We start from the raw sequence: 22,806 nt of genomic DNA, 5'->3' as shown, positions 1-22,806 counted from the left end.
GTATGACCGATGGTTCCGACCGCATCACCGTCCTCTTCGCGGGCCAGAGCGAATCCTGGGCCAAGTGGGTCGAGGAGGAATGCGAGACCGCGGGCATCGTCACCCGCCTCGTCCGCTGGGACCCTCTGCGCCGCCCGCCCAACGGTGAGGCGCTCATCGAACTGCTCGCCGAACAACGCGTTCTGCTCGTGCTGGACGACTGGTACCTCCGCTTCGACGCGGGACGGTACCGGGCCTGGGCCGCCGTGCTCGGCGAGCTGCTGCCCAACCACCGGTCACAGATCCGCGCCGTCACCGTCACCCCGCACCGCCTGCCCGAGGCCGCCCGCGCCCTGGACCCCGTCAGCCTGCACGGGGTCCGCCGCGAGGAGGCCAAACAGCGACTGCTCACCGTCTGCGGACTGGTCCTGGACAAGCGCACCGGGGTCGACCTCGACCGCGGGCTGCGCTTCCCCGACGAGCCTCCGCCGGTGTCGAACGTGGAGCGGCGCAACCGGCGCTTCGCCGGGCGCGACCGGGTGCTGGAACGGCTGCACCGACTCCTCGACGGCCGGAACCGGGACGGGACGCCCGCGTCCGGCCGCTCGGCCCTGGTCGCCCTGCAGGGTTCCGGAGGCATCGGCAAGACCGAGGTGACCCGCGAGTACACCCACCGCTACGCGGGCGAGTACGACCTCGTCTGGTGGGTCAGGGCGCACACCCCGCTCATGGCCCGGGAGGACTTCGCGGCCCTCGCCACCGCGCTCAAGGCCGGCGAGGGAGACGAACTGCGCGGCCTCATCACCGCCGCCCACCAACGCCTCGCCACCATGCGGCGGCGCTGGCTCATCGTGTTCGACGGGGCCGAGAACCCGCAGGACCTGGCCGAACTCGTCCCGCACGGCGCGGGCCATGTGCTGATCACCACGCGCGATGCCTCATGGTCCGCGCACGGGGCCGAGGTGGTCACCCTGCCGCGCTTCGACCGGGCCGAGAGCATCGACTTCGTCTGCCGCCGGGCGCCCCGGCTCACCGAGCGGGACGCCGACCAGCTCGCCGACGTGGTCGAGGACCTGCCGCTGCTGCTCGACCAGACAGCCGCCTGGCTGGACGCCTATCCGCTCACCGACGTCGGACGCTATGTCGCGGACATTCGCGACGGGGACCCGCACACCCTGGGCGTCGTGCCCTCGGGCGGCGACCCGCAGCGGTTCCAGGCCGTGTGGTCCACCACGCTCAACGCACTCGACGAGGACGCACCGCACGTCCACCAGCTCCTCAAGCTGCTGGCCCACTTCTCCGCCGACATGGTCCCGGTCGGCCTGCTCAGGTCGGCCCGCGCCTCCGACCTCCCCCCTCACCTGGCTCGCCTGGTCGCCGAGCCCAGCGACTGGAACTCCGCCCTGCGCAGGCTCTCCGAGACGACCGCCATGTCCCTGGAGTACGAGACGGGACCGCAGAACGACATCCTCACCGTCGGTTCCCTGCGCATGCACGGGCTCTTCCACCGCTTCGTCCGCAGCACCCTGTCCTCCCGGGACCGGGAGCAGGCCTCCGAGACCGCCTGCCGGGTTCTGGTCGCGGCCGACCCCCGGGACCCGACCGCCCCCCGCCACTGGCGACGCTACGCGGACCTGATTCCCCATCTGGAGCCCTCCGGCGCCCTGGAGTCCGCGGACGAGGACGTGCGCAGCCTGGTGCTCAACTGCGTCGAGTACCTCCGGATGCGCGGCGAGTACGCCAACGGCTGGGACATCACCCGCAAGGCCCTCGACCACTGGCGCACGGTGTCCGGGCCCACCGACCGGACCGTCCTGGTCGCGACCCACCAGTACGCCAACATGCTGCGGCGCCTGGGGAGGTACGTCGAGGCCGAGGACGTCGGCCGGGCCATCCTGGAGCAGCTGCATCGCGTACCGGAGGCCCAGGGCATCGAGCTGCTGCGCGCGATGAACGGCCTCGGCGGCACGCTGATGGCCCTCGGGAAGTACGACGAGGCGCACCGGCTCTACGAATCGGCGACCGCCATGGCCGTCGAGCGGCTCGGTGACAGCACGGTGCCGCGCACGCTCGCCCTCCGCAGCAACCTGGCCCAGGCCATCGCCCTGCGCGGCCGGTACGGGGACTCCCTCGACCAGCACCGGTCGATCATGGAGGCACGGGTCCGGCTGCTCGGCCCCCGCAACGCCCTGACGCTGCTCTCCGCCCTGCACACCGCGTGGACGCTTCGCCTGCTGGGCCGCTATCCGGAAGCCTTCGCGCTCCAGGAGCGCAATGCCTCGCTGCACAGCCAGGTGCTCGACCGGGAACACTCCCAGACCCTGCTGGCCCAGCACAACCTCGCCCTGTGCGCCCGACGGGAGGGCAACCTCCCCTTCGCCAAGTCCCTGATGAAGGCGGTCCGGGAGAAGATGACGCACCGCCGCGGCAGCCACCACCCCGAGACCCTGCTCGTCTCCACCGACTACGCCATGCTCCTGCGCGACATGGGCTTCCTCGACGAGGCGCGGAGCCTGGCCGAGTCCACGGCCCGCACCTACGCCGCACTGCTCGGGGAGAAGCATCCGTACGCCATCGGAGCCCGGGACAACTGCGGCGTCATCCTGCGCACCCTGGGCGAGCACGACACCGCCCGGGTGACCGCCGAGCAGACGCATACGGCGATGGCGGCCGTGCTGGGCGCGGAGCACCCCTGGAGCATCGGCTGCGCCCTCAACGCGGCCTCGGCCCGTGGGGCGGCGGGCGATCCCGAGGGCGCGGCGGAGCTGGGCCGGGAGGCTCTGGCACGGGCCGGGGCCGCCGTCGGGCCCGACCACATCCTGACGGTCGGCCTCAAGGCGGGGCTCGCCGTCGAGCTGCGGACCACGGGCCGCACGGCGGAGGCCGAACGGATGGCCGAAGACGTGGCGCGCACGCTCACCCGGTCGTTCGGCGGCGGCCACCGGCCCGACCGGTCTCCGGCCACCGGCGAGCGCCCCTACTGGGACTTCGAACCCCAGCCGATCTGACCGGCCGGACCGGAACGCCCCGGCCCCCCGTCGAGAGGATGTCGACGGGGGGCCGGGGCGTTCGCGGATCCGGTGTGCCGGTCAGGCCTCGAAGACCTCTTCGAGCAGCTGCGTCTGCTCCGCCTGGTGGCGCTTGGCCGAGCCGACCGCCGGGGACGAGCCGTGCGGCCGCGAGATGCGGCGCAGGCGCTCGCCGTGCGGCACGTCCGAGCCGACGGCGAGGTCCAGGTGGTCGATCAGGTTGAGCGCGATGAACGGCCACGCACCCTGGTTCGCCGGCTCCTCCTGCGCCCAGAGGTACTTCTCGGCGTTCGGGTACTTCGCGATCTCGGCCTGGATCTCCGCACCCGGCAGCGGGTACAGGCGCTCCAGCCGGATGATCGCCGTCTCCGTGTCGCCGCGCTTCTCCCGCTCGGCGTCCAGGTCGTAGTAGAGCTTGCCCGCGCAGAAGACGACCTTGCGGACGTTCTCCGCCTTGACCGACGCGTCGCCGATCACCGGGCGGAAGCCGCCGACGGTGAACTCCTCGATCGTCGAGGCCGCAGCCTTCAGACGCAGCATCGACTTCGGGGTGAAGACGATGAGCGGCTTGTGGTGCGGGTTGTGCACCTGCCAGCGCAGCAGGTGGAAGTAGTTCGACGGGAGGGTCGGCATCGCGACCGTCATGTTGTCCTGCGCGCACATCTGGAGGAAGCGCTCGGGGCGGGCGGAGCTGTGGTCCGGGCCCTGTCCCTCGTAGCCGTGCGGCAGCAGCAGCGTGACGCCGGAGGTCTGGCCCCACTTCTGCTCGGCCGAGGAGATGAACTCGTCCACGACCGTCTGCGCGCCGTTGACGAAGTCACCGAACTGGGCTTCCCAGATGACCAGCGACTCCGGACGGGCCAGCGAGTAGCCGTACTCGAAGCCCATCGCCGCGTACTCCGAGAGCAGCGAGTCGTAGACGTTGTACCGGGCCTGGTCGTCGGCCAGGTACAGCAGCGGGGTGTAGTCCTCGCCGGTGACCTGGTCGACCAGGACCGCGTGTCGCTGGCCGAACGTGCCGCGGCGGGTGTCCTGACCGGCGAGCCGGACGGGGGTGCCCTCCATCAGCAGCGAACCGATGGCCAGCGTCTCGCCCATGCCCCAGTCGATCGTGCCGTTCTCCACCGAGCCCGCGCGACGCTGCATCTGCGGCATCAGACGGGGGTGGACGGTGATCGACTCGGGGATGTTGACCTGCGACTCGGCGATCCGCTTGACGACCTCGGCGGAGACGGCCGTCTCCACGGTCACCGGGAACGCGGCCTGCGGCTCCGGGACATGCGGGGCGGCCGGCTGCGAGGTGGCCTCGCGGACCTCCGCGAACACCTTCTCCAGCTGACCCTGGAAGTCCTGGAGCGCCTGCTCCGCCTCTTCCAGCGTGATGTCGCCGCGACCGATGAGGGACTCGGTGTAGAGCTTGCGCACCGAGCGCTTCTTGTCGATCAGCGTGTACATCTGCGGGTTGGTGAACTCCGGGTTGTCGCCCTCGTTGTGACCGCGGCGGCGGTAGCAGATGAGGTCGATCACGACGTCCTTGTTGAACGCCTGCCGGAACTCGAAGGCGAGCCGCGCCACGCGGACCACGGCCTCCGGGTCGTCGCCGTTGACGTGGATGATCGGCGCCTCGATCATGCGCGCCACGTCGGTGGCGTACATCGAGGAGCGCGAGGACTCCGGGGCGGCGGTGAAGCCGACCTGGTTGTTGATCACCACGTGCACGGTGCCGCCGGTGCGGTAGCCGCGCAGCTGCGACATGTTGAGCGTCTCGGCGACGACGCCCTGGCCCGCGAAGGCCGCGTCGCCGTGGAGCGCGACCGGCAGGACCGTGAAGTCCGTGCCGCCCTTGTTGATGATGTCCTGCTTGGCGCGGGCGATGCCCTCCAGGACCGGGTCGACCGCCTCCAGGTGCGAGGGGTTGGCGGCCAGCGAGACCTTGATCTGCTCGCCGTCCAGACCGGTGAAGGTGCCCTCGGCGCCCAGGTGGTACTTGACGTCGCCGGAGCCGTGCATCGAACGCGGGTCGAGGTTGCCCTCGAACTCCCGGAAGATCTGCGCGTACGACTTGCCGACGATGTTCGCCAGGACGTTCAGCCGGCCGCGGTGGGCCATGCCGATGACGACCTCGTCGAGGCGGGCCTCGGCGGCGGAGTCGAGCACCGCGTCGAGCAGCGGGATGACGGACTCGCCGCCCTCCAGCGAGAACCGCTTCTGGCCGACGTACTTCGTCTGCAGGAACGTCTCGAACGCCTCGGCCGCGTTCAGCCGGCGCAGGATGCGCAGCTGCTCCTCGCGCTCGGGCTTCGGACGCGGGCGCTCCACCCGGTCCTGCAGCCACTTGCGCTGCTTCGGGTCCTGGATGTGCATGAACTCGATGCCGGTGGTGCGGCAGTACGACTCGCGCAGCACGCCGAGGATGTCGCGGAGCTTCATCATCGTCTTGCCGGCGAACCCGCCGACCGCGAAGGACCGCTCCAGGTCCCACAGGGTGAGGCCGTGCTCGGTGATGTCCAGGTCGGGGTGCTTGCGCTGGTGGTACTCCAGCGGGTCGGTGTCGGCCATGACGTGGCCGCGGACCCGGTAGGAGTGGATCAGCTCGAAGACCCGCGCGGCCTTGGTGACGTCGTCGTCGTGCGAGGCGTCGATGTCCTTGAGCCAGCGGACCGGCTCGTAGGGGATGCGCAGCGCCTTGAAGATCTCGTCGTAGAACTCGTTCTCGCCGAGCAGCAGCTGGGACAGCACCCGCAGGAACTCGCCGGAGGCGGCGCCCTGGATGACCCGGTGGTCGTAGGTCGAGGTCAGCGTCATGACCTTCGAGATGCCGAGCTTGTTCAGGGTGTCCTGCGAGGTGCCCTGGAACTCCGCCGGGTAGTCCATCGCGCCGACGCCCATGATGAGGCCCTGACCGGGCATCAGGCGGGGCACCGAGTGGACGGTGCCGATGCCGCCGGGGTTGGTCAGCGAGGCGGTGACACCGGAGAAGTCGTCCATGCCGAGCTTGCCGATGCGGGCCCGCCGGACGATGTCCTCGTACGCCTGCCAGAACTCGAAGAAGTTGAGCGTCTCGGCCTTCTTGATGGCCGCGACGACCAGCTGGCGGTCACCGTTCGGCTTCACCAGGTCGATGGCCAGACCCAGGTTGATGTGCTCCGGCTTCACCAGGGTCGGCTTGCCGTCCTTCGTGGCGAAGGAGTAGTTCATCGACGGCATGGCCTTGAGGGCCTGGACCATCGCGTACCCGATGAGGTGCGTGAAGGAGATCTTCCCGCCGCGGGCGCGCTTGAGGTGGTTGTTGATGACGATGCGGTTGTCGAAGAGCAGCTTCACCGGGACCGCGCGGACGGATGTGGCCGTCGGCAGCTCCAGCGAGGCGTTCATGTTCTTCGCGACGGCGGCCGAGGGGCCGCGCAGCGTCACGTACTCCGGGCCGGACGGGGCCTCGGTGGCCTCGTCCGCCTTGGCCTTGGCGGGCGCGGCAGCGGGCTTCGCCGCCGCGGGCTTCGCCGGGGCCGGGGCGGCCGGGGGAGCCGGGGCTGCCGGAGCAGCGGCGGCGGGCGCGGCCTTCGCCGGAGCCGGAGCGGCTGCGGGAGCCGGTGCGGCCGGGGCGGCGGCGGGCGCCGGGGCCTCGGTCACCGGGGCCCCCGAGGCCCCGGCGCCGGGAACGGGCTTGTCCGCCGTGCCGGAGGCACCCGGCTTGTAGTCGGCGAAGAAGTCCCACCAGGCGCGATCGACCGAACTGGGATCCTGGAGGTACTGCTGGTAGATCTCGTCGACGAGCCATTCATTGGCACCGAAGGCCGCGGCCGGGTTGGTGCCCGGACTGGCTTGGTCGGTCGAGATGCTCGAGTTACTGGGGGACTGAGACGACACGGCGGCAACCGCCCTCTTCCGCTTCACAAGGTGATGGACAGCGGAAATCAAGGCTACGCCCCCCAAACCGTTCCTTGCAGGCCGGGCCGGTGCTTCGTCGTGCACATCACATCGGAAGGCGGGTTTCGGCGCAGGAAATGGCGGGAAACAAGCGAGGTTCCACTGCACTTCGGGTACGCAGGACCGCGGGTACGGTCTCGCGACCGTATCCCTTTGAGATCCCCTTCTGGCAGGACACGGATGAACGTGCTCTTCCGGTTCGACCCTATGTCAACGGCGTCGTCAACCGCGCGGCCGTGAGATTCCCGGGAGGGTGACCTGGATGCGGCAGCCCCGTGCGGATTCGGCCACCCCGATCCGGCCGCCGTGCAGATCGACCGCCCAACGGGCGATGGCCAGCCCCAGTCCCGTACCGCCGTCGCTGCCCGGACCGTGCGGGGACGGCGCCTGGCCCCGGTTGAAGCGCTCGAACACCCGGTGGCGTTCCGCCTCCGGGATGCCGGGCCCCTCGTCGATGACCTCCAGCTCCAGCGACTCGGGATAGGCCCCGCGCCGCGCGAGCACCGTCACCCGGCCGTGCGGCGGGCTGTGCTTGACCGCGTTGTCGATGAGGTTGGCGACCACCTGGTGCAGCCGCTCGGCATCCGCGTGCGCGGTGAGCTCCGGCGGTGAGACGTCCAGATGGAGATGGACGTCCGTACGGGAGTGATTGCCCGAACCCGAGGACAGACGGCGCTGGGAGGCGGCGAGATTGGCCTCTTTCAGTACGCCCGACAGATACGGCCACACCTCGAAACGGCGTGCCTTGAGCGTCACCACCCCGTTGTTCAGCCGCGACAGGTCCAGCAGCGTCTCGACCAGCCGGCCGAGCCGCTCCGTCTGCTTCAGGGCCGTACGCATCGTCTCGGGATCGGCGGCGGACACCCCGTCCACCACGTTCTCCAGCACGGCTCTCAGCGCCGCGATGGGGGTGCGCAGCTCATGGCTGACATTGGCGACCAGCTCTTTTCGATGCCGGTCCTCCGCCTCCAGATCGTCCGCCATGCGGTTGATCGTCTGCGCCAGATCGCCCAGTTCGTCCCGCCGCCCGGCGCCGCTCACCCGGCGGGTGTAGTCGCCGTGCGAGATGGACCGGGCCACCGCTCTCATCTCGTCCAGCGGCGCGGTCAGACCGTGCGCCACGAACTGGGTGATCAGCAGCGTGGCGATCACCGAGAACACCGTGATGAAGCGGAACTCCGTACGGGTGCGCAACGCGACGATCAGCAGTCCCGTGGTGATGAACACCGAGACCACGACGAGCGTGCCGAGCTTGGCCTTGATCGAGAAGGGCCGCAGTCCGGACCCTGGCCGGCTCATGGCGCGGGAGTCTCCAGGGCATAGCCCACGCCGTGCACGGTACGGATGCGCTCCGCGCCGATCTTCCGGCGCAGCGCCTTGATGTGGCTGTCGACCGTGCGGGTGCCCGAGGCGTCCGCCCAGTCCCACACCTCGGCCAGCAACTGCTCCCGGGAGAGCACCGCGCGCGGGGTGTTGGCGAGGCAGACCAGCAGGTCGAACTCGGTCGGCGTGAGATGGACGTCCTCGGCGCGCACCCGGACCCGGCGCTGCGCGTGGTCGATCTCCAGCTCACCCAGACGCAGGATTCCGCTGCGCGGGGTGACGGCGGCCAGCGCGGCCCGCTCCACCCGGCGCAGCAGGACGTGCACCCGGGCGGCCAGTTCCCGCATCGAGAACGGCTTGGTCATGTAGTCGTCCGCGCCGACCCCGAGCCCGACCAGCATGTCGGTCTCGTCGTCGCGTGCGGTGAGCATCAGCACCGGCACCGGGCGCTGCGCCTGCACCCGGCGGCAGACCTCCAGGCCGTCGAAGCCGGGAAGCATGATGTCGAGGACCATCAGGTCGGGCTGCCAGGCCTCGGCCGCGTCCACGGCCGCGGGGCCGTCCAGCGCGGTCTGCACCAGGAAGCCCTCCGCCCGCAGTCGGGCGGAAATGGCGTCGACGATCGTGGCGTCGTCCTCGACCACCAGCACCCGGCGCTGAGCCCCCGGGGTGGCCGCGACGCCGTTGTGGGTGGTGTGTGTCTGTTCCATCGCCCCGCCCCTGCCCGTTCTCGCGGGAGCCATTCCCCCGGAGGCACGGTCTTCGCTCGTGGATTTCGTGGGTGATCCTGTGTGCCGGTCAGCAGCGTAAAGGCAGCGGAGGGCTCCCGGCTACGCAGGGTGTTGTCCCGTCGGTGCGAGTTCGGGCCGGTCGGGCGGCCGGATGGTCGCCCTTGTGCCGGTTGGCCCGTGCCACTGCCGGGCCGTGCATACCGGGAGGGGGTTCAGACCGCCCTCAGTGCGAGATGGACCACGTCGGGCACACCTCGGGCAACGGCCACCTCTTCGGTCCTAACCCCGCTGAACCCGGCATTCCGCAACGCCTGTTCGAAGGCCGGCGACGGCTGCGCCGACCAGACGGCGAGCACTCCGCCCGGGGTCAGCCGGTCGCGGCAGGACGCCAGACCGGCGGGGGAGTAGAGGCTTTCGTTGCCTTCCGTGACGGTCCAGTCGGGCCCGTTGTCGATGTCCAGGCACAGGGCGTCGTAACGCTCCGTGGCCGTACGGAGGTGGGCGACCAGGTCCGCACGGAGGATCCCGGTCCGGGGGTCCGCCAGCGCCGGCCCGGAGATCCGCTCCAGCGGCCCGGTCAGGTGCCAGTCCACGATCGCCTGCTCCCGCTCCACCACCACGATCCGGCCCCAGCGTCTCTCCTCGGCGGCCCGCAGCAGGGAGAACCCGACGCCCAGACCGCCGATCAGCACCGAGGGGCCGGACCGCCCGGCGGGCAGGGCGGCCAGCGCGGCGTCGATCAGCAGCCGTTCGGAGCGCCCGTCGGAGGTGTCCATCAGGAAGCAGCCGTTGGCGATGATCTCGAAGTGTTCCCCGCGCTCCCGCAGCACGACCTCGCCGAAGGGGCCCTCGCGGCGGTCCAGCACGACGGGGGCGTCGGGCAGACGCGTCGGCAGCGGGGCAGGGACGGACATCGCGGACATGATGTGGCTCTCCGGTCTCCGGTGGTAGCGGTCGGTGCCCGCCCATCCTGTCCGCCGCCCGGGACGAAGGCCAGCATGTTTCCCGCGCCGGAGGTGGGAACAACGGTCCGCCCCGCAGCGCTCCCGTACACAGAGGTCCCGCACCGGCCGGGCGGGCGGGACGGCCGGTCCGCAGAGGGTGGGGCCACCTGATCGCTCAGAGCGAACAGCACTGGGGGAACATTCGGCGGCTCAGGAGCATTGAGCCCACATAGCTCAACTTGCCTGCCGAAGGGGAGATCATGACTAACGAGTCCCAGGCGTTCACACCGATCGACCTGCCTGTGCTGCCGCTCGACGACGAGGTCGTCCTGCCCGGCATGGTGGTGCCGCTGGACCTGTCCGACGCCGAGGTGCGCGCCGCCGTCGAGGCCGCGCAGGCCGCCGCCGACCCCGGGGGCGGCAAGCCCGAGGTGCTGCTGGTCCCGCGGATCGACGGGACCTACACGGGGACCGGTGTCCTCGGCACCGTCGAGCAGGTCGGACGCCTGTCGGACGGCGACCCGGGCGCCCTCATCCGGGCCCGCGACCGGGTCCGCATCGGCGCCGGGACCAGCGGGCCCGGCCGGGCGCTCTGGGTCGAGGGGACCGTGCTCGACTCCGTCGTCCCCGACCCGCTGCCCGGATCCGCCGCCGAGCTCGTCAAGGAGTACAAGGCGCTCGCCACCAGCTGGCTGAAGAAGCGCGGCGCCTGGCAGGTCGTGGACCGGGTCCAGCAGATCGAGGGCGTCTCCGCGCTCGCCGACAACTCCGGATACTCGCCCTTCCTCACCACCGCCCAGAAGGTCCGGCTCCTGGAGACCGTGGACCCGATCGCCCGGCTGAAGCTCGCCATCCAGTGGCTGAGCGAGCACCTCGCCGAACAGGACGTCGCCGAGTCCATCGCCAAGGACGTCCAGGACGGCGTCGACAAGCAGCAGCGCGAGTTCCTGCTGCGCCGCCAGCTGGACGCCGTGCGCAAGGAGCTCTCCGAGCTCAACGGCGACCCCGAGGGCGAGTCCGACGACTACCGGGCCCGCGTCGAGGCCGCCGACCTGCCAGAGCACGTCCGTGAGGCCGCGCTCAAGGAGGTCGAGAAGCTGGAGCGCTCCAGCGACCAGTCGCCCGAGGGCTCCTGGATCCGCACCTGGCTGGACACCGTCCTCGAACTGCCCTGGACCGAGCGCACCGAGGACGCCTACGACATCCGCGGCGCCCAGGAGGTCCTGGACGCCGAGCACGCCGGCCTCGCCGACGTGAAGGAACGCATCACCGAATACCTCGCGGTGCGCAAGCGCCGTGCCGACCGGGGCCTGGGCGTCGTCGGCGGTCGCCGCGGCGGTGCGGTGCTCGCCCTCGTCGGCCCGCCCGGCGTCGGCAAGACCTCGCTCGGCGAGTCCGTCGCGCACGCCATGGGCCGCAAGTTCGTCCGGGTCGCGCTCGGCGGCGTCCGGGACGAGGCGGAGATCCGCGGCCACCGGCGCACCTACGTCGGCGCGCTGCCCGGACGCATCGTGCGGGCCATCAAGGAGGCCGGTTCGATGAACCCGGTCGTCCTGCTCGACGAGATCGACAAGGTCGGCTCCGACTTCCGGGGCGACCCGGCCGCCGCCCTCCTCGAAGTCCTCGACCCGGCCCAGAACCACACCTTCCGCGACCACTACCTGGAGGTCGAGCTCGACCTCAGCGACGTCGTCTTCCTCGCCACCGCCAATGTGCTCGAAGCCATCCCGGAGGCCCTGCTCGACCGCATGGAGCTGGTCCGCCTCGACGGCTACACCGAGGACGAGAAGGTCGTCATCGCCCGGGACCACCTGCTCCCGCGCCAGCTGGAGCGGGCCGGCCTGGAGAAGGACGAGGTGGCCCTGGAGGAGTCGGCGCTGCGCAAGCTGGCCGGCGAGTACACCCGGGAGGCGGGCGTACGGAATCTGGAGCGGGCCGTCGCCCGGCTGCTCCGCAAGATCGCGGCCCAGCACGAACTGGGCGACCGCGAGCTGCCGTCCACGGTGACCGACGCGGACCTGCGCGGCCTCATCGGCCGTCCGCACCACGTGCCCGAGTCCGCCCAGGATCCGGCCGAGCGCCGCACGGCGGTGCCGGGCGTGGCCACCGGGCTCGCGGTGACCGGGGCGGGCGGTGACGTCCTCTTCGTCGAGGCGTCGCTCGCCGACCCGGAGACCGGGGCCTCCGGACTGACCCTGACCGGTCAGCTCGGGGACGTCATGAAGGAGTCGGCGCAGATCGCGCTGAGCTTCCTGCGGTCGCACGGCGCGGAGCTGGAGCTGCCGGTCGCCGACCTCAAGGACCGGGGCGTGCACATCCACTTCCCGGCGGGCGCGGTCCCCAAGGACGGCCCGAGCGCCGGCATCACCCTGACGACCGCCCTGGCCTCGCTGCTCTCCGGACGCCTCGTCCGTACGGATGTGGCGATGACCGGTGAGGTGTCGCTGACCGGACGGGTGCTGCCGATCGGGGGCCTCAAGCAGAAGCTGCTGGCCGCCCACCGCGCGGGCATCACCACCGTCGTGATCCCCCAGCGCAACGAGGCCGACCTGGACGACGTCCCGGCCGAGGTGCTGGAGAAGCTGGACGTCCACCCGGTCACGGACGTCCGCCAGGTGCTGGAGATCGCCCTCAGCCCGGCTTCGGCCAGGGCCGGGGGGAGGATCCCGGCCGCGGCCTGAGCGCCACGCTGTGACGGGCGCGGCATCCGGTGCGCGGCCGGTACGGACGGCCCGCTTCCCGAGTCGACGGGGGCGGGCCGTTCCGCGTTCCCGGTTCCCGGTTCAGGTGCTCAGGGGCGGTAGATCGTGCCCGGCTCCGGCTCGGCGGGGGCCATCAGCTCGGGGACGGTCACGAAGGTGTAGCCGTCCTTCCGGAGCGCGTCGATGATCCCGGGCACGGCGGGCACGGTGCCCGGGTAGATGTCGTGCAGCAGGATGATGCCGTCCTTGCCCGCCTGGTCCAGGATCCGCTTCTGGATCAGCGCCGAGTCGTTCGTCGAGTAGTCCTTGGCGGTGGCGCTCCACAGCACCTGGGAGAGTCCCAGGTCCTTGCTGATCTCCGAGACCGTGTCGTCGGTGCGGCCCTGCGGCGGGCGCATCAGCCGGGGCTTCTTGCCGGTGATCTTCTCGATGGCCAGCTGCGTCTTCTCCAGCTCGCCGCGTATCTCGTCCGGCTTCCGGTCGGTCAGGATCTCGTGCGTCCAGGTGTGGTTGGCGACCTCGTGGCCCTCGTCCTCGATGCGCCGCACCGTCCCGGGGTGCTTGATCACGTGGTGCTTGCCCAGCAGGAAGAAGGTGGCGTGCACCTTCTTCTTTTTGAGGATGTCCAGCAGCTTCGGGGTGTCCTTGCCCGGACCGGCGTCGAAGGTCAGGGCGATGCACTTGGCCTTGCGGCAGTCCACCGGCCCGAACGTGCCCTTGGCGTCGCCGGCCGCCTCCCCGCGCGCCGAGCCCGGGGCCGTCGTGTCCATCGAGCAGCCGCTCACCAGCAATGTGAGCGCCGTCACCAGCGCCGCGGCCAACCCCGCCCCTGCCAACGGCATCTTTCCGGGCACGACACATCACTCCTCTGTGCGGGAAATCCGCACAGGTGTGCGGTACGTCGAGGACTATACACAGCATGTATACATCGAGTGCATAGTGGAGCCTCGAACCGCGAGAACCCGCCCCGCGACCCGGGGTGCGGTCGCCGGGCTGCCGACGTCGGTCCACTCCTGCGAAATACTGGCCGAGCTGCGGCGTCGACCGGTCGCGGAAGAGACTTTCATCGGCAGGAAACCGTACGAGGGGTACTGACGTGCGCGGGAACGACAGCGAGCCGGAGCCCGGCGCTCCGGACGACCGTGGCGTCGACCACGAATTTCTGGCACTGGAGCGGGAGTTGGCCGTGTTCCTGCGCCGGGCGCGCGCCAGCTCGGGCGAGATGGCGCGGGAGGTCCACCCCGAGCTGGAGCCCGCCGCCTACGGGCTGCTCGTCCGCCTGGAGGCGGCGGGCCGGCAGCGGGCCACCGAGCTGGCCGCCTACTTCGGCGTCGGCAAGGCCACCATGAGCCGTCAGCTGCACTCCCTGGAGAACCTCGGGCTGGTGGCCCGCGAACCCGACCCGGCCGACGGGCGCGCCTGGCTCGTCCATCTCACCGACGACGGCCTGGCCCGCTTCCGCAGCGTCCGGGACGCCCGCCGCGGGCGCTACGTGCGCAAGCTGGCCGACTGGGACCGGGCCGAGGTCGCCGAGCTGGCCCGGCTGCTGCACCAGCTGAACGCCCGCGCCGAGAGCTGAGCCGCGGCCGCCGGGAGCCGCGACGGCGCGGTCGGGCCGCCCGTGAGCCGCCGCGCCGCCGCCGCGCTCAGCCCAGCTCCACCAGGAGCGCGGTGGCGTCGTCGTGCGGCTTGCCGCGCCGCAGTCGTACGCCTCCGGCCGCAAGGTCCGCGTCCTCCAGCTCCCGCACCCGGTCGATCAGCCCCTGTGGCCCCGCCTTCCGCAGCAGCCCCAGCGCACCCGCCCAGTCGCCCGCGCCGAACACCTCGTTCCAGCGGGTCGCCCCGTCCGTGAGGGCGGCCAGGGCCCGGACGCCGGCCACCGGGGTGCTGCCCGTCACCGCGCGCGCCGCCACCGACGGGTCGGCGGCGGCCGTGAAGAAGCCGCCCTCCCGGTTGCGCACCGTGGAATCGGCGATCTCGTGCGAGGCGAGCGAGCCCGGCGGCAGCCGGTCCAGCCGGTCGTCGAGGACCGCCCGGACCGAGCCGTCGGCGGACTCCAGCAACAGCGCCGAGTCGGAGAGCACCAGGTGCTCGACCGTGCGTTCGTCCCACCGTGCCAGGACCACGGTCGCCTGAGGCGTACGTACGTGAGAAAGGTCACAGGTGACCCGATGGGCGTCGGCTGTACGGGAGATGGCCGCGGCGAGAATCCCGGCCAGTGTCAGATCGGGGCGGGAACCGGACAGTTCCACCAGTGCGCCGCCCAGCCGTGCGGTGAACCACGGGACCGAGTGCACACAACCGTCGTCCCCCGGCGGCGGTGTGACGCCGTCGAGCAGGACCAGCACGCCGCCCTGGCCGGACGCGGGAAGGGCTGCGGAGGCCCAGTCCTCGTTGGGGCGTTCGGGACTGCCGGGCGCGGTGGCGAGTTCGATGCGCATGCCGCCAGTCTGCACGAGCCCTTCACCGCCCCAGCACGCGACCGGACATGGCCTGTACCAGCAGGTCAGCGCGGCACTCCGGGCGGAAGGGCCGGCTCCGAACCGCGTGCGGGCGGGCATCCTGCCAAAGGCGGACCGGAACTTCCACCCCACGGTCCACGCATGGTCAGGAGCGCCCCGGGGGAGACTTGTTCGCCAACTCCAGAGTGATGTTCACTCCTTCGAGTGGCGGAGCGGTTGATGCGTGCCCCCCTCTCAAAAGCGCTGGAATGGTCGGAAGCCGTACCAGGAGCGGGGCGCCCTTCCATGTGACCGTGCGTCACCTCTGCTTCAAGGGTGGACGAGTCAAGATTGCGAGCACCGGTGCAGAAGAAGCGGCCGCGGAGCAAGGGCACGACGCGCGACGGTTCCGGGGCGACGCCTCCGGCGCCCGGTGCGGAGAAGCGGACCGTGCGGGTGCGCAGCCGACTGGTCGCCGGTGTCGCGGTGGTCGGCGTCATCGTCCTGGCGGCGGGCGCCCCCGCCGTGCTCGGGGCCTCCGCCGATCTCACCGAGTCCCAGCGGCTGGTCACCCTCGCCGAGCTGAACCAGCAGGCGGTCACCCTCGGGCACTCCCTCGCCGATGAGCGGGACGCCATCACCGCGTTCATCGCCGACGGCCGGGACGAGAAGGCCGACGACGACGGCGCGAAGAACCGCACCGCCCGCACCACCCGCGTCGACCAGCAGATCGACGAGATCCACGAGGCGGCCTCCGCGGCCCTGCGCCGGGACCTCTCGACGGTCCCCTCGCTGCGCCGCGATGCGCTGACCGGCAAGGGCTCGGCCCTGGAGGCGCACCAGGCGTACTCCGACATCATCGCCAAGCTGCACGGCATCGCCGCCGAGCTGGCGGAGAAGACCCCGCCGCGCGCCGCCGACGCCACCCGGGCCCCGCTCACCCTCGGCGGCGCGTCCGAACAGGCCTCCGCCACCCGCGGGCTCCTCCTCGCCGCGCTCGCCGTGCCGAGCCCCGAACCGACGGCTCCGCAGACCGACCCCCTCACCGGGCTGCCCGTGCAGACCCAGGACGAGGGCGGCACCCGGGCCGACCGCGAACGCGACGAGCTGAGCGCCGCCGCCCAGCAGGCCCGCGTCCGGGAGCTGGCCGCCCTCGCCGACTTCGACCAGGCGGCGGACCCGGAAGCCCGCGACAAGCTCTCCGCCACCGTCACCGGACCCGAGGTCAACGACGCGGAGAAGTACCTCACCCGCCTCACCGACCGCCCCGAGCTCTCGGCAGCGGAGCGCAGGGTCAGCCCCAAGAAGCTGGAGGCCGTGCTCTCCGCCCGCGTCGACCGGATGCGCAGCGTCGAGTCGGCCCTGACCACCGGCCAGGTCCAGCACCTGGAGGGCCTCCGCGACGACGACGTCACCGCCCTCGAACTGAGCATCGCCCTGCTCGGCGGCTGCTTCCTGCTCGCCGTCGGCATCTCCACCGCCGTCGCCCGCACCCTCACCCAGCCGCTCGCCGTCCTGCGCATCGGCGCCGCGCGCCTCGCCGAGGACCCCGAGAGCGCCGAAGCGGTCCGCTACACCGGCCGCAACGACGAGTTCGCCCAGGTCGTCCGGTCGATGAACGCCCTGCACGGCCGGCTCACCACCCTGCACCGGGACGTCACCGGACGCGTCGAGGGCCTCACCGGCGAACGGTCCAAGCTGATCGCGGGCCGGGAGGCCCTCGTCGCCCAGCGGACCGAACTCCAGACGCAGGCCACCGAGCTGACCACCCAGCTGGAACAGCTGCGGAACACGGTCAACCACACCTTCGTCAACCTCTCGCTGCGCACCCTCGGACTGGTCGAGCGGCAGCTCGGCGTCATCGAGGGCCTGGAGGAGCGCGAACAGGACCCGGAGCGCCTGGCCACCCTGTTCAAGCTGGACCACATGGCCACGGTCATGCGCCGCCACAGCGAGAACATGCTCGTCCTCGCCGGCGCCGAGCACGGCCACGGGCACGCCGGGCCGATCCCGCTGGTCGACGTGGCGCGCGCCGCCGTCAGCGAGATCGAGCGGTACGAGCGGGTCACCATCCAGTCCCTGCCGCCGCACGCCCAGATCGCCGGGTTCGCCGCCGACGACCTGAGCCATCTCCTCGCCGAACTCCTGGAGAACGCGACCTCCTTCTCGCCGCCCGACTCCCATGTCGAGCTGTCCGGCTGGCTCCTGGAAAGCGGCGAGGTGATGCTCTCGGTGTCGGACGCGGGCATCGGCATGTCGACGGTCCGGATGGGCGAACTCAATGCCAGGCTGGCCGACCCGGCCTCGTTCGAGCCGGGGGAGCGGCACATCGACATGACCGGGGCCGGGCTCGGCCTCCAGGTCACGTCGTTGCTGGCCGCCCGGCACGGAGTGCGGGTCCAGCTGCGCGAGCAGAAGGGGAGTGGTGTGACGGCCGTCGTCGTCCTGCCGCAGGCCCTGCTGCCCAAGTCCCTGCCCGCCGCCTCGCCGCCCGCCGTCCAACTGCCGGGCGACGCGCCCACGCTCAACCTGCCCGGCTCCGTGGCGGAGGCCAACTCCAACGCGCTGCCGAGCCGTTCACCGCTCCCGCCGACGATTCCCGGGCCCGGCAGGCCCGCCGAGGCCGCCCCGGACGCCCCGGACGAGAGCGGCTTCGACGAGAGCGCCCCCGGGACAGCCGCCGAGCCCCTGCCCGCCGTCGACCCCATGATCGCCGCCGCCGAGCGGACGATCCGCGAGAACGCCGCCGCCGAGGACGCCCCGGTCGAGGCCGCCGCGGTCGACGAGGACCCGCAAGCCACCGCCGTACCGCCGCAGGCGCAGGAGCAGGCGCAGGACGAGCGGCAGCCGGTCCCCGAAGCCGAGCCGGAAGCCGGGACGCACGCCGGTTCGGACGCCGAGCCGGACGCCGAGCCCGAGCCCGAGCCCGAGCCCGAGTCCGAGTCCGAGATCACGATGCAGGTCCGGCTGCCGGAGCCGCCGGCCGACCCGGTGGCCCCCGCCGCCCCGGCGGCCGTGGAGACCCCCGCCACCGACCCGTACGCCATCGGTCCCGACCGCCACGAGCGCCCGGCCGAGACCGGCCCGGCGGACCAGGATCCGGACGGCCCCGCGTTCCGCCCCGCACCCCACGCCGAGGCGGCCGCCGACACCGTCCCCGGCCCCCGCAGGCCCGAGGCCGAGCGGATCACCGACAAGGGGCTGCCGAAGCGCACCCCCAAGGTGGTCCAGCCCGACACCGACGCCGCCCCCGCCACCGGGCGCACCGGCAGCCTGGACCGCGACGCCCTGCGCCGCCGGCTCGGCAGCTTCCACCAGGCGGCGAAGGAAGGCCGGCGCGACGTCGAGGCGGAGATCGCCGGGGCCGGAGGCGTCGCCGTCGCCGACCCCGGGGGCGTACCCACCGACCGCACCGGGCACGAGACCACCACCGCACACGCCACAGGCTCCGCACAGGACGCAAGCACCGCACGGACCGCCCGGAGCGGCGGCCGGGCGGACGGCCGGAACGAAGAGACGGGGGACACAGTCGAGGAGGCACGCAGTTGACTGCGCCCAGCACATTCGGGCTGAGTACCGAAGCCCGGAACCTTCACTGGTTGCTGAGTAATCTCGTGGAGGAGGTGCCAGGGGTCCACTCGGTCACCGTCGTCTCGTCCGACGGCCTGATGCTGCTCTCCTCCGACCCCGGCCATCTGACCGCGAAGGCGGCCGGACCGCCGGCCGGGACGACGGACGGCCCCCGGGGGTCCAGCGCCGACCTGGCCACGATCGTCTCCGGCATCGGTTCGCTGACCGTCGGAGCCGCGAAGCTGATGGACGGCGGCGGCGTCAAACAGACGATGGTCGCCATGGAGGAGGGCAGCGTCTTCGTCATGTCGATCAGCGACGGCTCCCTGCTCGGGGTGCACGCAACCCCCGACTGCGACATGAGCGTCGTCGCGTACCACATGGCCCTCTTCGTCGGCCGGGCCGGACACGTACTCACCCCCGAACTCCGCAACGAGCTGCGCACATCGATGGAGAGCGCCCAGTGACGACCGCCGCCGCCGAACCCGCCCCCAGGCTCCCCGTCCGCGGGGCCGACAAGCGCCCCGCCCGGGTCCGCCCGTACTCGCTCACCGGCGGCCGCACCCGGTTCGGGCACGTCCTGCTCGTCGAGACGTTCGTCGCGGCCCTCGAAGCGCCCGACGAACGCCGTGAACTCACCAACGGCAACCTCGCCTCGCGGGTCATGCCGGAACTTCAGGCCATCGTCGAACTCTGCCGCCGGATGCGTACGGTCGCGGAGATCTCCGCCCTGTTGAAGATGCCGCTCGGAGTCGTCCGGGTGCTGCTCAGCGACTTGGCCGACCAGGGAAAGATCCGCGTGTACGGCACCGGGCACGGCACCGGCCAGCCCGACCGCGCACTGCTCGAAAGGGTGCTCAATGGACTCCGCCGTCTCTGAGGCGCCGCTCTTCACCCCGCGCCGGCCGGGGCCCCGGGACCAGACCGAGGAGGCACTCCAGGCCTGGCAGCTCGACCACACCCGCGCACCCACCGCCACCAAGATCGTGGTGGCGGGCGGATTCGGCGTCGGCAAGACGACGTTCGTCGGCTCGGTCTCCGAGATCACGCCGCTGCAGACCGAAGCGCTGATGACCCAGGCCGGCGAGGAGACCGACGACCTCTCCGCGACGCCCGAGAAGACCACCACCACCGTGGCCATGGACTTCGGCCGACTGACGCTGGAGGACGACCTCGTCCTGTACGTCTTCGGCACACCGGGCCAGCAGCGCTTCTGGTTCATGTGGGACGACCTGGTGCGCGGCGCGATCGGCGCGGTCGTTCTCGCCGACACCCGCCGGCTCGCCGACTGCTTCCCCGCGCTCGACTACTTCGAGAGCTGCGGACTGCCGTACATCGTGGCCGTCAACCACTTCGAGGGAACACCCGGTTACGCGGTGGAGGACGTCAGGGAGGCCCTGACCGTACCGCCCCGCGTACCGATAGTGATCATGGACGCGCGTCACCGGATCACGGTCGTCGAGTCGCTCCTGGCCCTGGTGGGCCACGCGCTCGACGCCACCCCCGCCTAGACCGCCTCGATCAACACAACGGAGAGCCGCGATGCGGAAGATACTCATAGTCGGAGCCGGCCAGTCCGGGCTCCAGCTGGCCCTGGGACTGCAGTCCAGAGGCTACGAAGTCACCCTGATGTCCAACCGCACCGCCGACGAGATCCGCACGGGCCGGGTCATGTCGACGCAGTGCATGTTCCACACCGCGCTCCAGCACGAGCGGGACTACCAGCTGAACTTCTGGGAGTCCCAGGCCCCGAAGATCGAAGGCCTCGGCGTCTCCGTCGCCGCCCCCGACTCCTCCCGCGCCATCGACTGGGTCGGCAGGCTCGACGGGTACGCCCAGTCCGTCGACCAGCGGGTGAAGATGGCCGGCTGGATGGAGACCTTCGCCCAGCGCGGCGGCCAGCTCGTCATCCACGGGGCGGCCGTCTCCGACCTGGACTACTTCTCCCGCACCTACGACCTGGTGATGGTCTCCGCCGGCAAGGGCGAGCTGGTCTCCATGTTCGGCCGGGACGCGGACCGTTCGCCGTTCGACGCCCCGCAGCGGGCGCTGGCCGTCGCCTACGTCCACGGCATGGGCCCGCGCCCCGAGCACCCGGAGTTCGACGCGGTCCGCTGCAACCTGGTGCCGGGCGTCGGCGAGCTGTTCGTGATGCCGACGCTCACCACCTCCGGCCGCGCCGACATCCTCTTCTGGGAGGGCATCCCGGGCGGACCGCTGGACGCCTTCCAGGGCATCAAGGACCCCTCCGAGCACCTCGCGAAGACGCTGGAGCTCATGGAGCGGTTCACGCCCTGGGAGTACGCCCGCGCCACCAAGGTCGAGCTGACGGACGCCAACGGCACCCTCGCGGGCCGCTACGCCCCCACGGTCCGCAAGCCGATCGGGCGGCTGCCCGGCGGCGGCCTGGTCCTCGGCGTCGCGGACGTCGTCGTGGCCAACGACCCGATCACCGGCCAGGGCTCCAACTCGGCCTCCAAGTGCGCGAACGCGTACCTGGACTCGATCATCGAGCACGGTGAGAAGGCGTTCGACGCGGAGTGGATGCAGTCCACGTTCGACCGCTACTGGGAGACCGCGCAGCACGTCACGAAGTGGACCAACGCGATGCTCGGCGTCCCGCCGGAGCACGTGCTGAACCTGATCGGCGCCGCCGGCGGGCTCCAGCCGGTGGCGGACCGCTTCGCCAACGGCTTCAACGACCCGGCCGACTTCGACAACTTCTTCTTCGAGCCGGAGAAGACGAACGCGTATCTGGCCTCGGTCTCCGGAGCCTGACCGGCCCGCCCACCGCTTCGGCGGCCGGACCCGCACCGCCGGTCCGGCCGCCGAGGTCTGTCCGCAACGGTCTGAGGGATGCCCTGCCTGAGGGGTCTCCGGGCCGAGGGATGCCTGGCGCCTGAGGGATGTCCGGTCTAAGGGGTGTCCGGCGCCGTGTCCGTGCTGTACCCGGTGTCCGAGCCCTCGCGTGCGCCTTCGGGTAGTTCCGGGAGCGTGTACGTGGACAGCGGGGCGCCGCCGGGGTCGGGACGGACGGCCCCCAGCAGCGGGTTCGACGCCACCGGGGAGACCTTGACCTTCGTGCCGGGACGGGGCGCCTGCACCACCAGCCCGTTGCCGATGTACAGCGCCACATGGGTCGCCTTCGGGAAGTAGATCACCAGGTCCCCGGGGCGCAGCCCGGAGACCGGCACCTTGGGCAGTCGCCTCCACTGTTCCTGCGAGGTGCGCGGGATCGCCCGGCCCGCCGCCGACCAGGCCCGGGACGTGAGCCCGGAGCAGTCGAAGGAGGCGGGGCCCTCGGCCCCCCACACGTACGGCTTGCCGATCTGCCGGACCGCGTACGCCACGGCGTCGCCGCCCTGCCGGGTCGGCGGCCGGGTGGAGCTGAGCGCTCCGGAGGCGACCAGTTCGCGCTGGGCCTCGTCCACACCCTGCTGTTCGAGGCCGGCCAGCTGGGCCAGCTGCTCCTCGGAGAGCGTGGCGAGCAGCGCCTCGACCTCCTTCAGCCTGCCGTGCACGGCGTCGCGCTGCTTCTTCTGCCGGCCGGCCAGCTCCCTCTGCTGGTCGAGCGCCTTGCGGGAGGCGGCGGCCAGTGCGTCGGCCCGCCGGGCGGTGTCCGTCAGCCGGTCCACCGTCGCCGCCCGGTTCGCGGCCAGCCGCTCCACGACATGGCTCTGTTCCAAGGCCCGCAGAGGGTCGCGGGCGAGCAGCAGTTGGAGGTAGGCGGAGAACTCGGTACGCCCCTGGTACTGCTCCCGGGCCAGCCGCCCCGCGTCCCCGCGGCTGAGCTCCAGCGCGGACCGCGCCTTCGCCAGGTCGGCGTTCACCTTCTTCGCCTGCGCGGTCCGCTGCTTCAGCTTCTCGGCCGTGGCGTTGTAGGTCTCGCTCGCCTCCTCCGCCGCCTGGTAGCGGGTCTGCAGATCGCGCAGCAGGGCGACGACGCTCCTGGGCGCCTCGGGTGCGCCGAGAGCGGTCTCGGCGTCGACCTCCGGCGCGTCCGTCCCCTCGGCTTCCCCGGAGGGTACGGGGCCCGGCTCGGCCGGTGCGGCGGTGGCGGGGGAGGCCGTGAGCGCCGCGGCCAGTGCGGTCGTGCAGGCCGCGCGCAGGAGTCTGCCTGACATGACATCACCTCCGGGACGGAGACGTAGCCCGGCAAC

At 71.8% G+C, this 22,806-nt stretch carries 15 protein-coding genes; 8 read left to right on the top strand and 7 right to left on the bottom strand.

What is annotated here, in order from left to right:
* Positions 1-2: 2 nt before the first annotated feature.
* A complete protein-coding gene (gene fxsT / locus ACH4UK_RS09275) occupies positions 3-2,987 on the top strand; it encodes an FxSxx-COOH system tetratricopeptide repeat protein (protein ID WP_398355409.1) in 2,985 nt (994 codons plus the stop codon).
* Positions 2,988-3,068: 81 nt separating this feature from the next.
* On the opposite strand, the gene ACH4UK_RS09270 is transcribed toward fxsT, so the two are convergent.
* The 4 genes from ACH4UK_RS09270 to ACH4UK_RS09255 all read right to left on the bottom strand — a co-directional run bounded on the left by ACH4UK_RS09270 (position 3,069) and on the right by ACH4UK_RS09255 (position 9,903).
* Complete coding sequence (locus ACH4UK_RS09270; protein WP_398355408.1) at positions 3,069-6,875, bottom strand: multifunctional oxoglutarate decarboxylase/oxoglutarate dehydrogenase thiamine pyrophosphate-binding subunit/dihydrolipoyllysine-residue succinyltransferase subunit; 3,807 nt, start codon at positions 6,873-6,875, stop codon at positions 3,069-3,071.
* Between the two features lie 282 nt (positions 6,876-7,157).
* On the bottom strand, positions 7,158-8,234 hold the full coding sequence (locus ACH4UK_RS09265; protein ID WP_398355407.1) for an ATP-binding protein: 1,077 nt from the start codon (positions 8,232-8,234) through the stop codon (positions 7,158-7,160).
* Positions 8,231-8,968: a response regulator transcription factor gene (locus ACH4UK_RS09260; protein ID WP_030079431.1), complete on the bottom strand. Its 738-nt coding sequence runs from the start codon at positions 8,966-8,968 to the stop codon at positions 8,231-8,233. Before ACH4UK_RS09260 ends, ACH4UK_RS09265 begins: the two co-directional genes overlap by 4 nt.
* A 233-nt stretch (positions 8,969-9,201) precedes the next feature.
* Positions 9,202-9,903 (bottom strand): spermidine synthase, encoded by a 702-nt coding sequence (locus ACH4UK_RS09255; protein WP_398355406.1) that lies wholly within the window; start codon positions 9,901-9,903, stop codon positions 9,202-9,204.
* 290 nt (positions 9,904-10,193) lie between these two features.
* Between ACH4UK_RS09255 and lon the strand changes: the two genes are divergently transcribed.
* Complete coding sequence (lon, locus tag ACH4UK_RS09250; RefSeq protein ID WP_398355405.1) at positions 10,194-12,614, top strand: endopeptidase La; 2,421 nt, start codon at positions 10,194-10,196, stop codon at positions 12,612-12,614.
* 110 nt (positions 12,615-12,724) lie between these two features.
* Here lon and ACH4UK_RS09245 read toward each other — a convergent pair whose 3' ends face one another.
* Positions 12,725-13,477: a polysaccharide deacetylase family protein gene (locus ACH4UK_RS09245; RefSeq protein WP_398355711.1), complete on the bottom strand. Its 753-nt coding sequence runs from the start codon at positions 13,475-13,477 to the stop codon at positions 12,725-12,727.
* Positions 13,478-13,731: 254 nt separating this feature from the next.
* Between ACH4UK_RS09245 and ACH4UK_RS09240 the strand changes: the two genes are divergently transcribed.
* Entirely contained in the window at positions 13,732-14,214 is a 483-nt protein-coding gene (locus tag ACH4UK_RS09240) for a MarR family winged helix-turn-helix transcriptional regulator (protein WP_398355404.1), read from the top strand.
* 67 nt (positions 14,215-14,281) lie between these two features.
* Here the strand turns inward: ACH4UK_RS09240 and ACH4UK_RS09235 are convergent, their stop codons facing one another.
* Positions 14,282-15,076, bottom strand: a complete 795-nt coding sequence (locus ACH4UK_RS09235; RefSeq protein ID WP_398355403.1) for a hypothetical protein — start codon at positions 15,074-15,076, stop codon at positions 14,282-14,284.
* Between the two features lie 363 nt (positions 15,077-15,439).
* Here ACH4UK_RS09235 and ACH4UK_RS09230 point away from each other — a divergent pair, with 363 nt between their 5' ends.
* The 5 genes from ACH4UK_RS09230 to ACH4UK_RS09210 are packed head-to-tail and all read left to right on the top strand — an operon-like array spanning position 15,440 to position 21,424.
* Positions 15,440-18,625, top strand: coding sequence for a nitrate- and nitrite sensing domain-containing protein (locus ACH4UK_RS09230; RefSeq protein ID WP_398355710.1), 3,186 nt, complete (start codon positions 15,440-15,442; stop codon positions 18,623-18,625).
* The gene (locus tag ACH4UK_RS09225) at positions 18,622-19,113 is read left to right on the top strand and encodes a roadblock/LC7 domain-containing protein (RefSeq protein ID WP_398355402.1); all 492 of its coding nucleotides are present in this window, start codon (positions 18,622-18,624) and stop codon (positions 19,111-19,113) included. Before ACH4UK_RS09230 ends, ACH4UK_RS09225 begins: the two co-directional genes overlap by 4 nt.
* Positions 19,110-19,526, top strand: coding sequence for a DUF742 domain-containing protein (locus ACH4UK_RS09220; protein ID WP_030079413.1), 417 nt, complete (start codon positions 19,110-19,112; stop codon positions 19,524-19,526). Before ACH4UK_RS09225 ends, ACH4UK_RS09220 begins: the two co-directional genes overlap by 4 nt.
* On the top strand, positions 19,507-20,157 hold the full coding sequence (locus ACH4UK_RS09215) for a GTP-binding protein (protein WP_398355401.1): 651 nt from the start codon (positions 19,507-19,509) through the stop codon (positions 20,155-20,157). Before ACH4UK_RS09220 ends, ACH4UK_RS09215 begins: the two co-directional genes overlap by 20 nt.
* A 31-nt stretch (positions 20,158-20,188) precedes the next feature.
* Positions 20,189-21,424 (top strand): styrene monooxygenase/indole monooxygenase family protein, encoded by a 1,236-nt coding sequence (locus ACH4UK_RS09210; protein WP_398355400.1) that lies wholly within the window; start codon positions 20,189-20,191, stop codon positions 21,422-21,424.
* Between the two features lie 137 nt (positions 21,425-21,561).
* Here ACH4UK_RS09210 and ACH4UK_RS09205 read toward each other — a convergent pair whose 3' ends face one another.
* Positions 21,562-22,770, bottom strand: a complete 1,209-nt coding sequence (locus tag ACH4UK_RS09205; RefSeq protein ID WP_398355399.1) for an NlpC/P60 family protein — start codon at positions 22,768-22,770, stop codon at positions 21,562-21,564.
* Positions 22,771-22,806 lie beyond the last annotated feature (36 nt).

Origin of the sequence: Streptomyces sp. NPDC020884, from assembly GCF_044333935.1 — a bacterium.
In the GTDB taxonomy this organism is placed as follows: domain Bacteria; phylum Actinomycetota; class Actinomycetes; order Streptomycetales; family Streptomycetaceae; genus Streptomyces.
The sequence above is the reverse complement of the archived record's forward strand: the minus strand, read 5'-3'. Positions and strand labels throughout refer to the sequence as shown.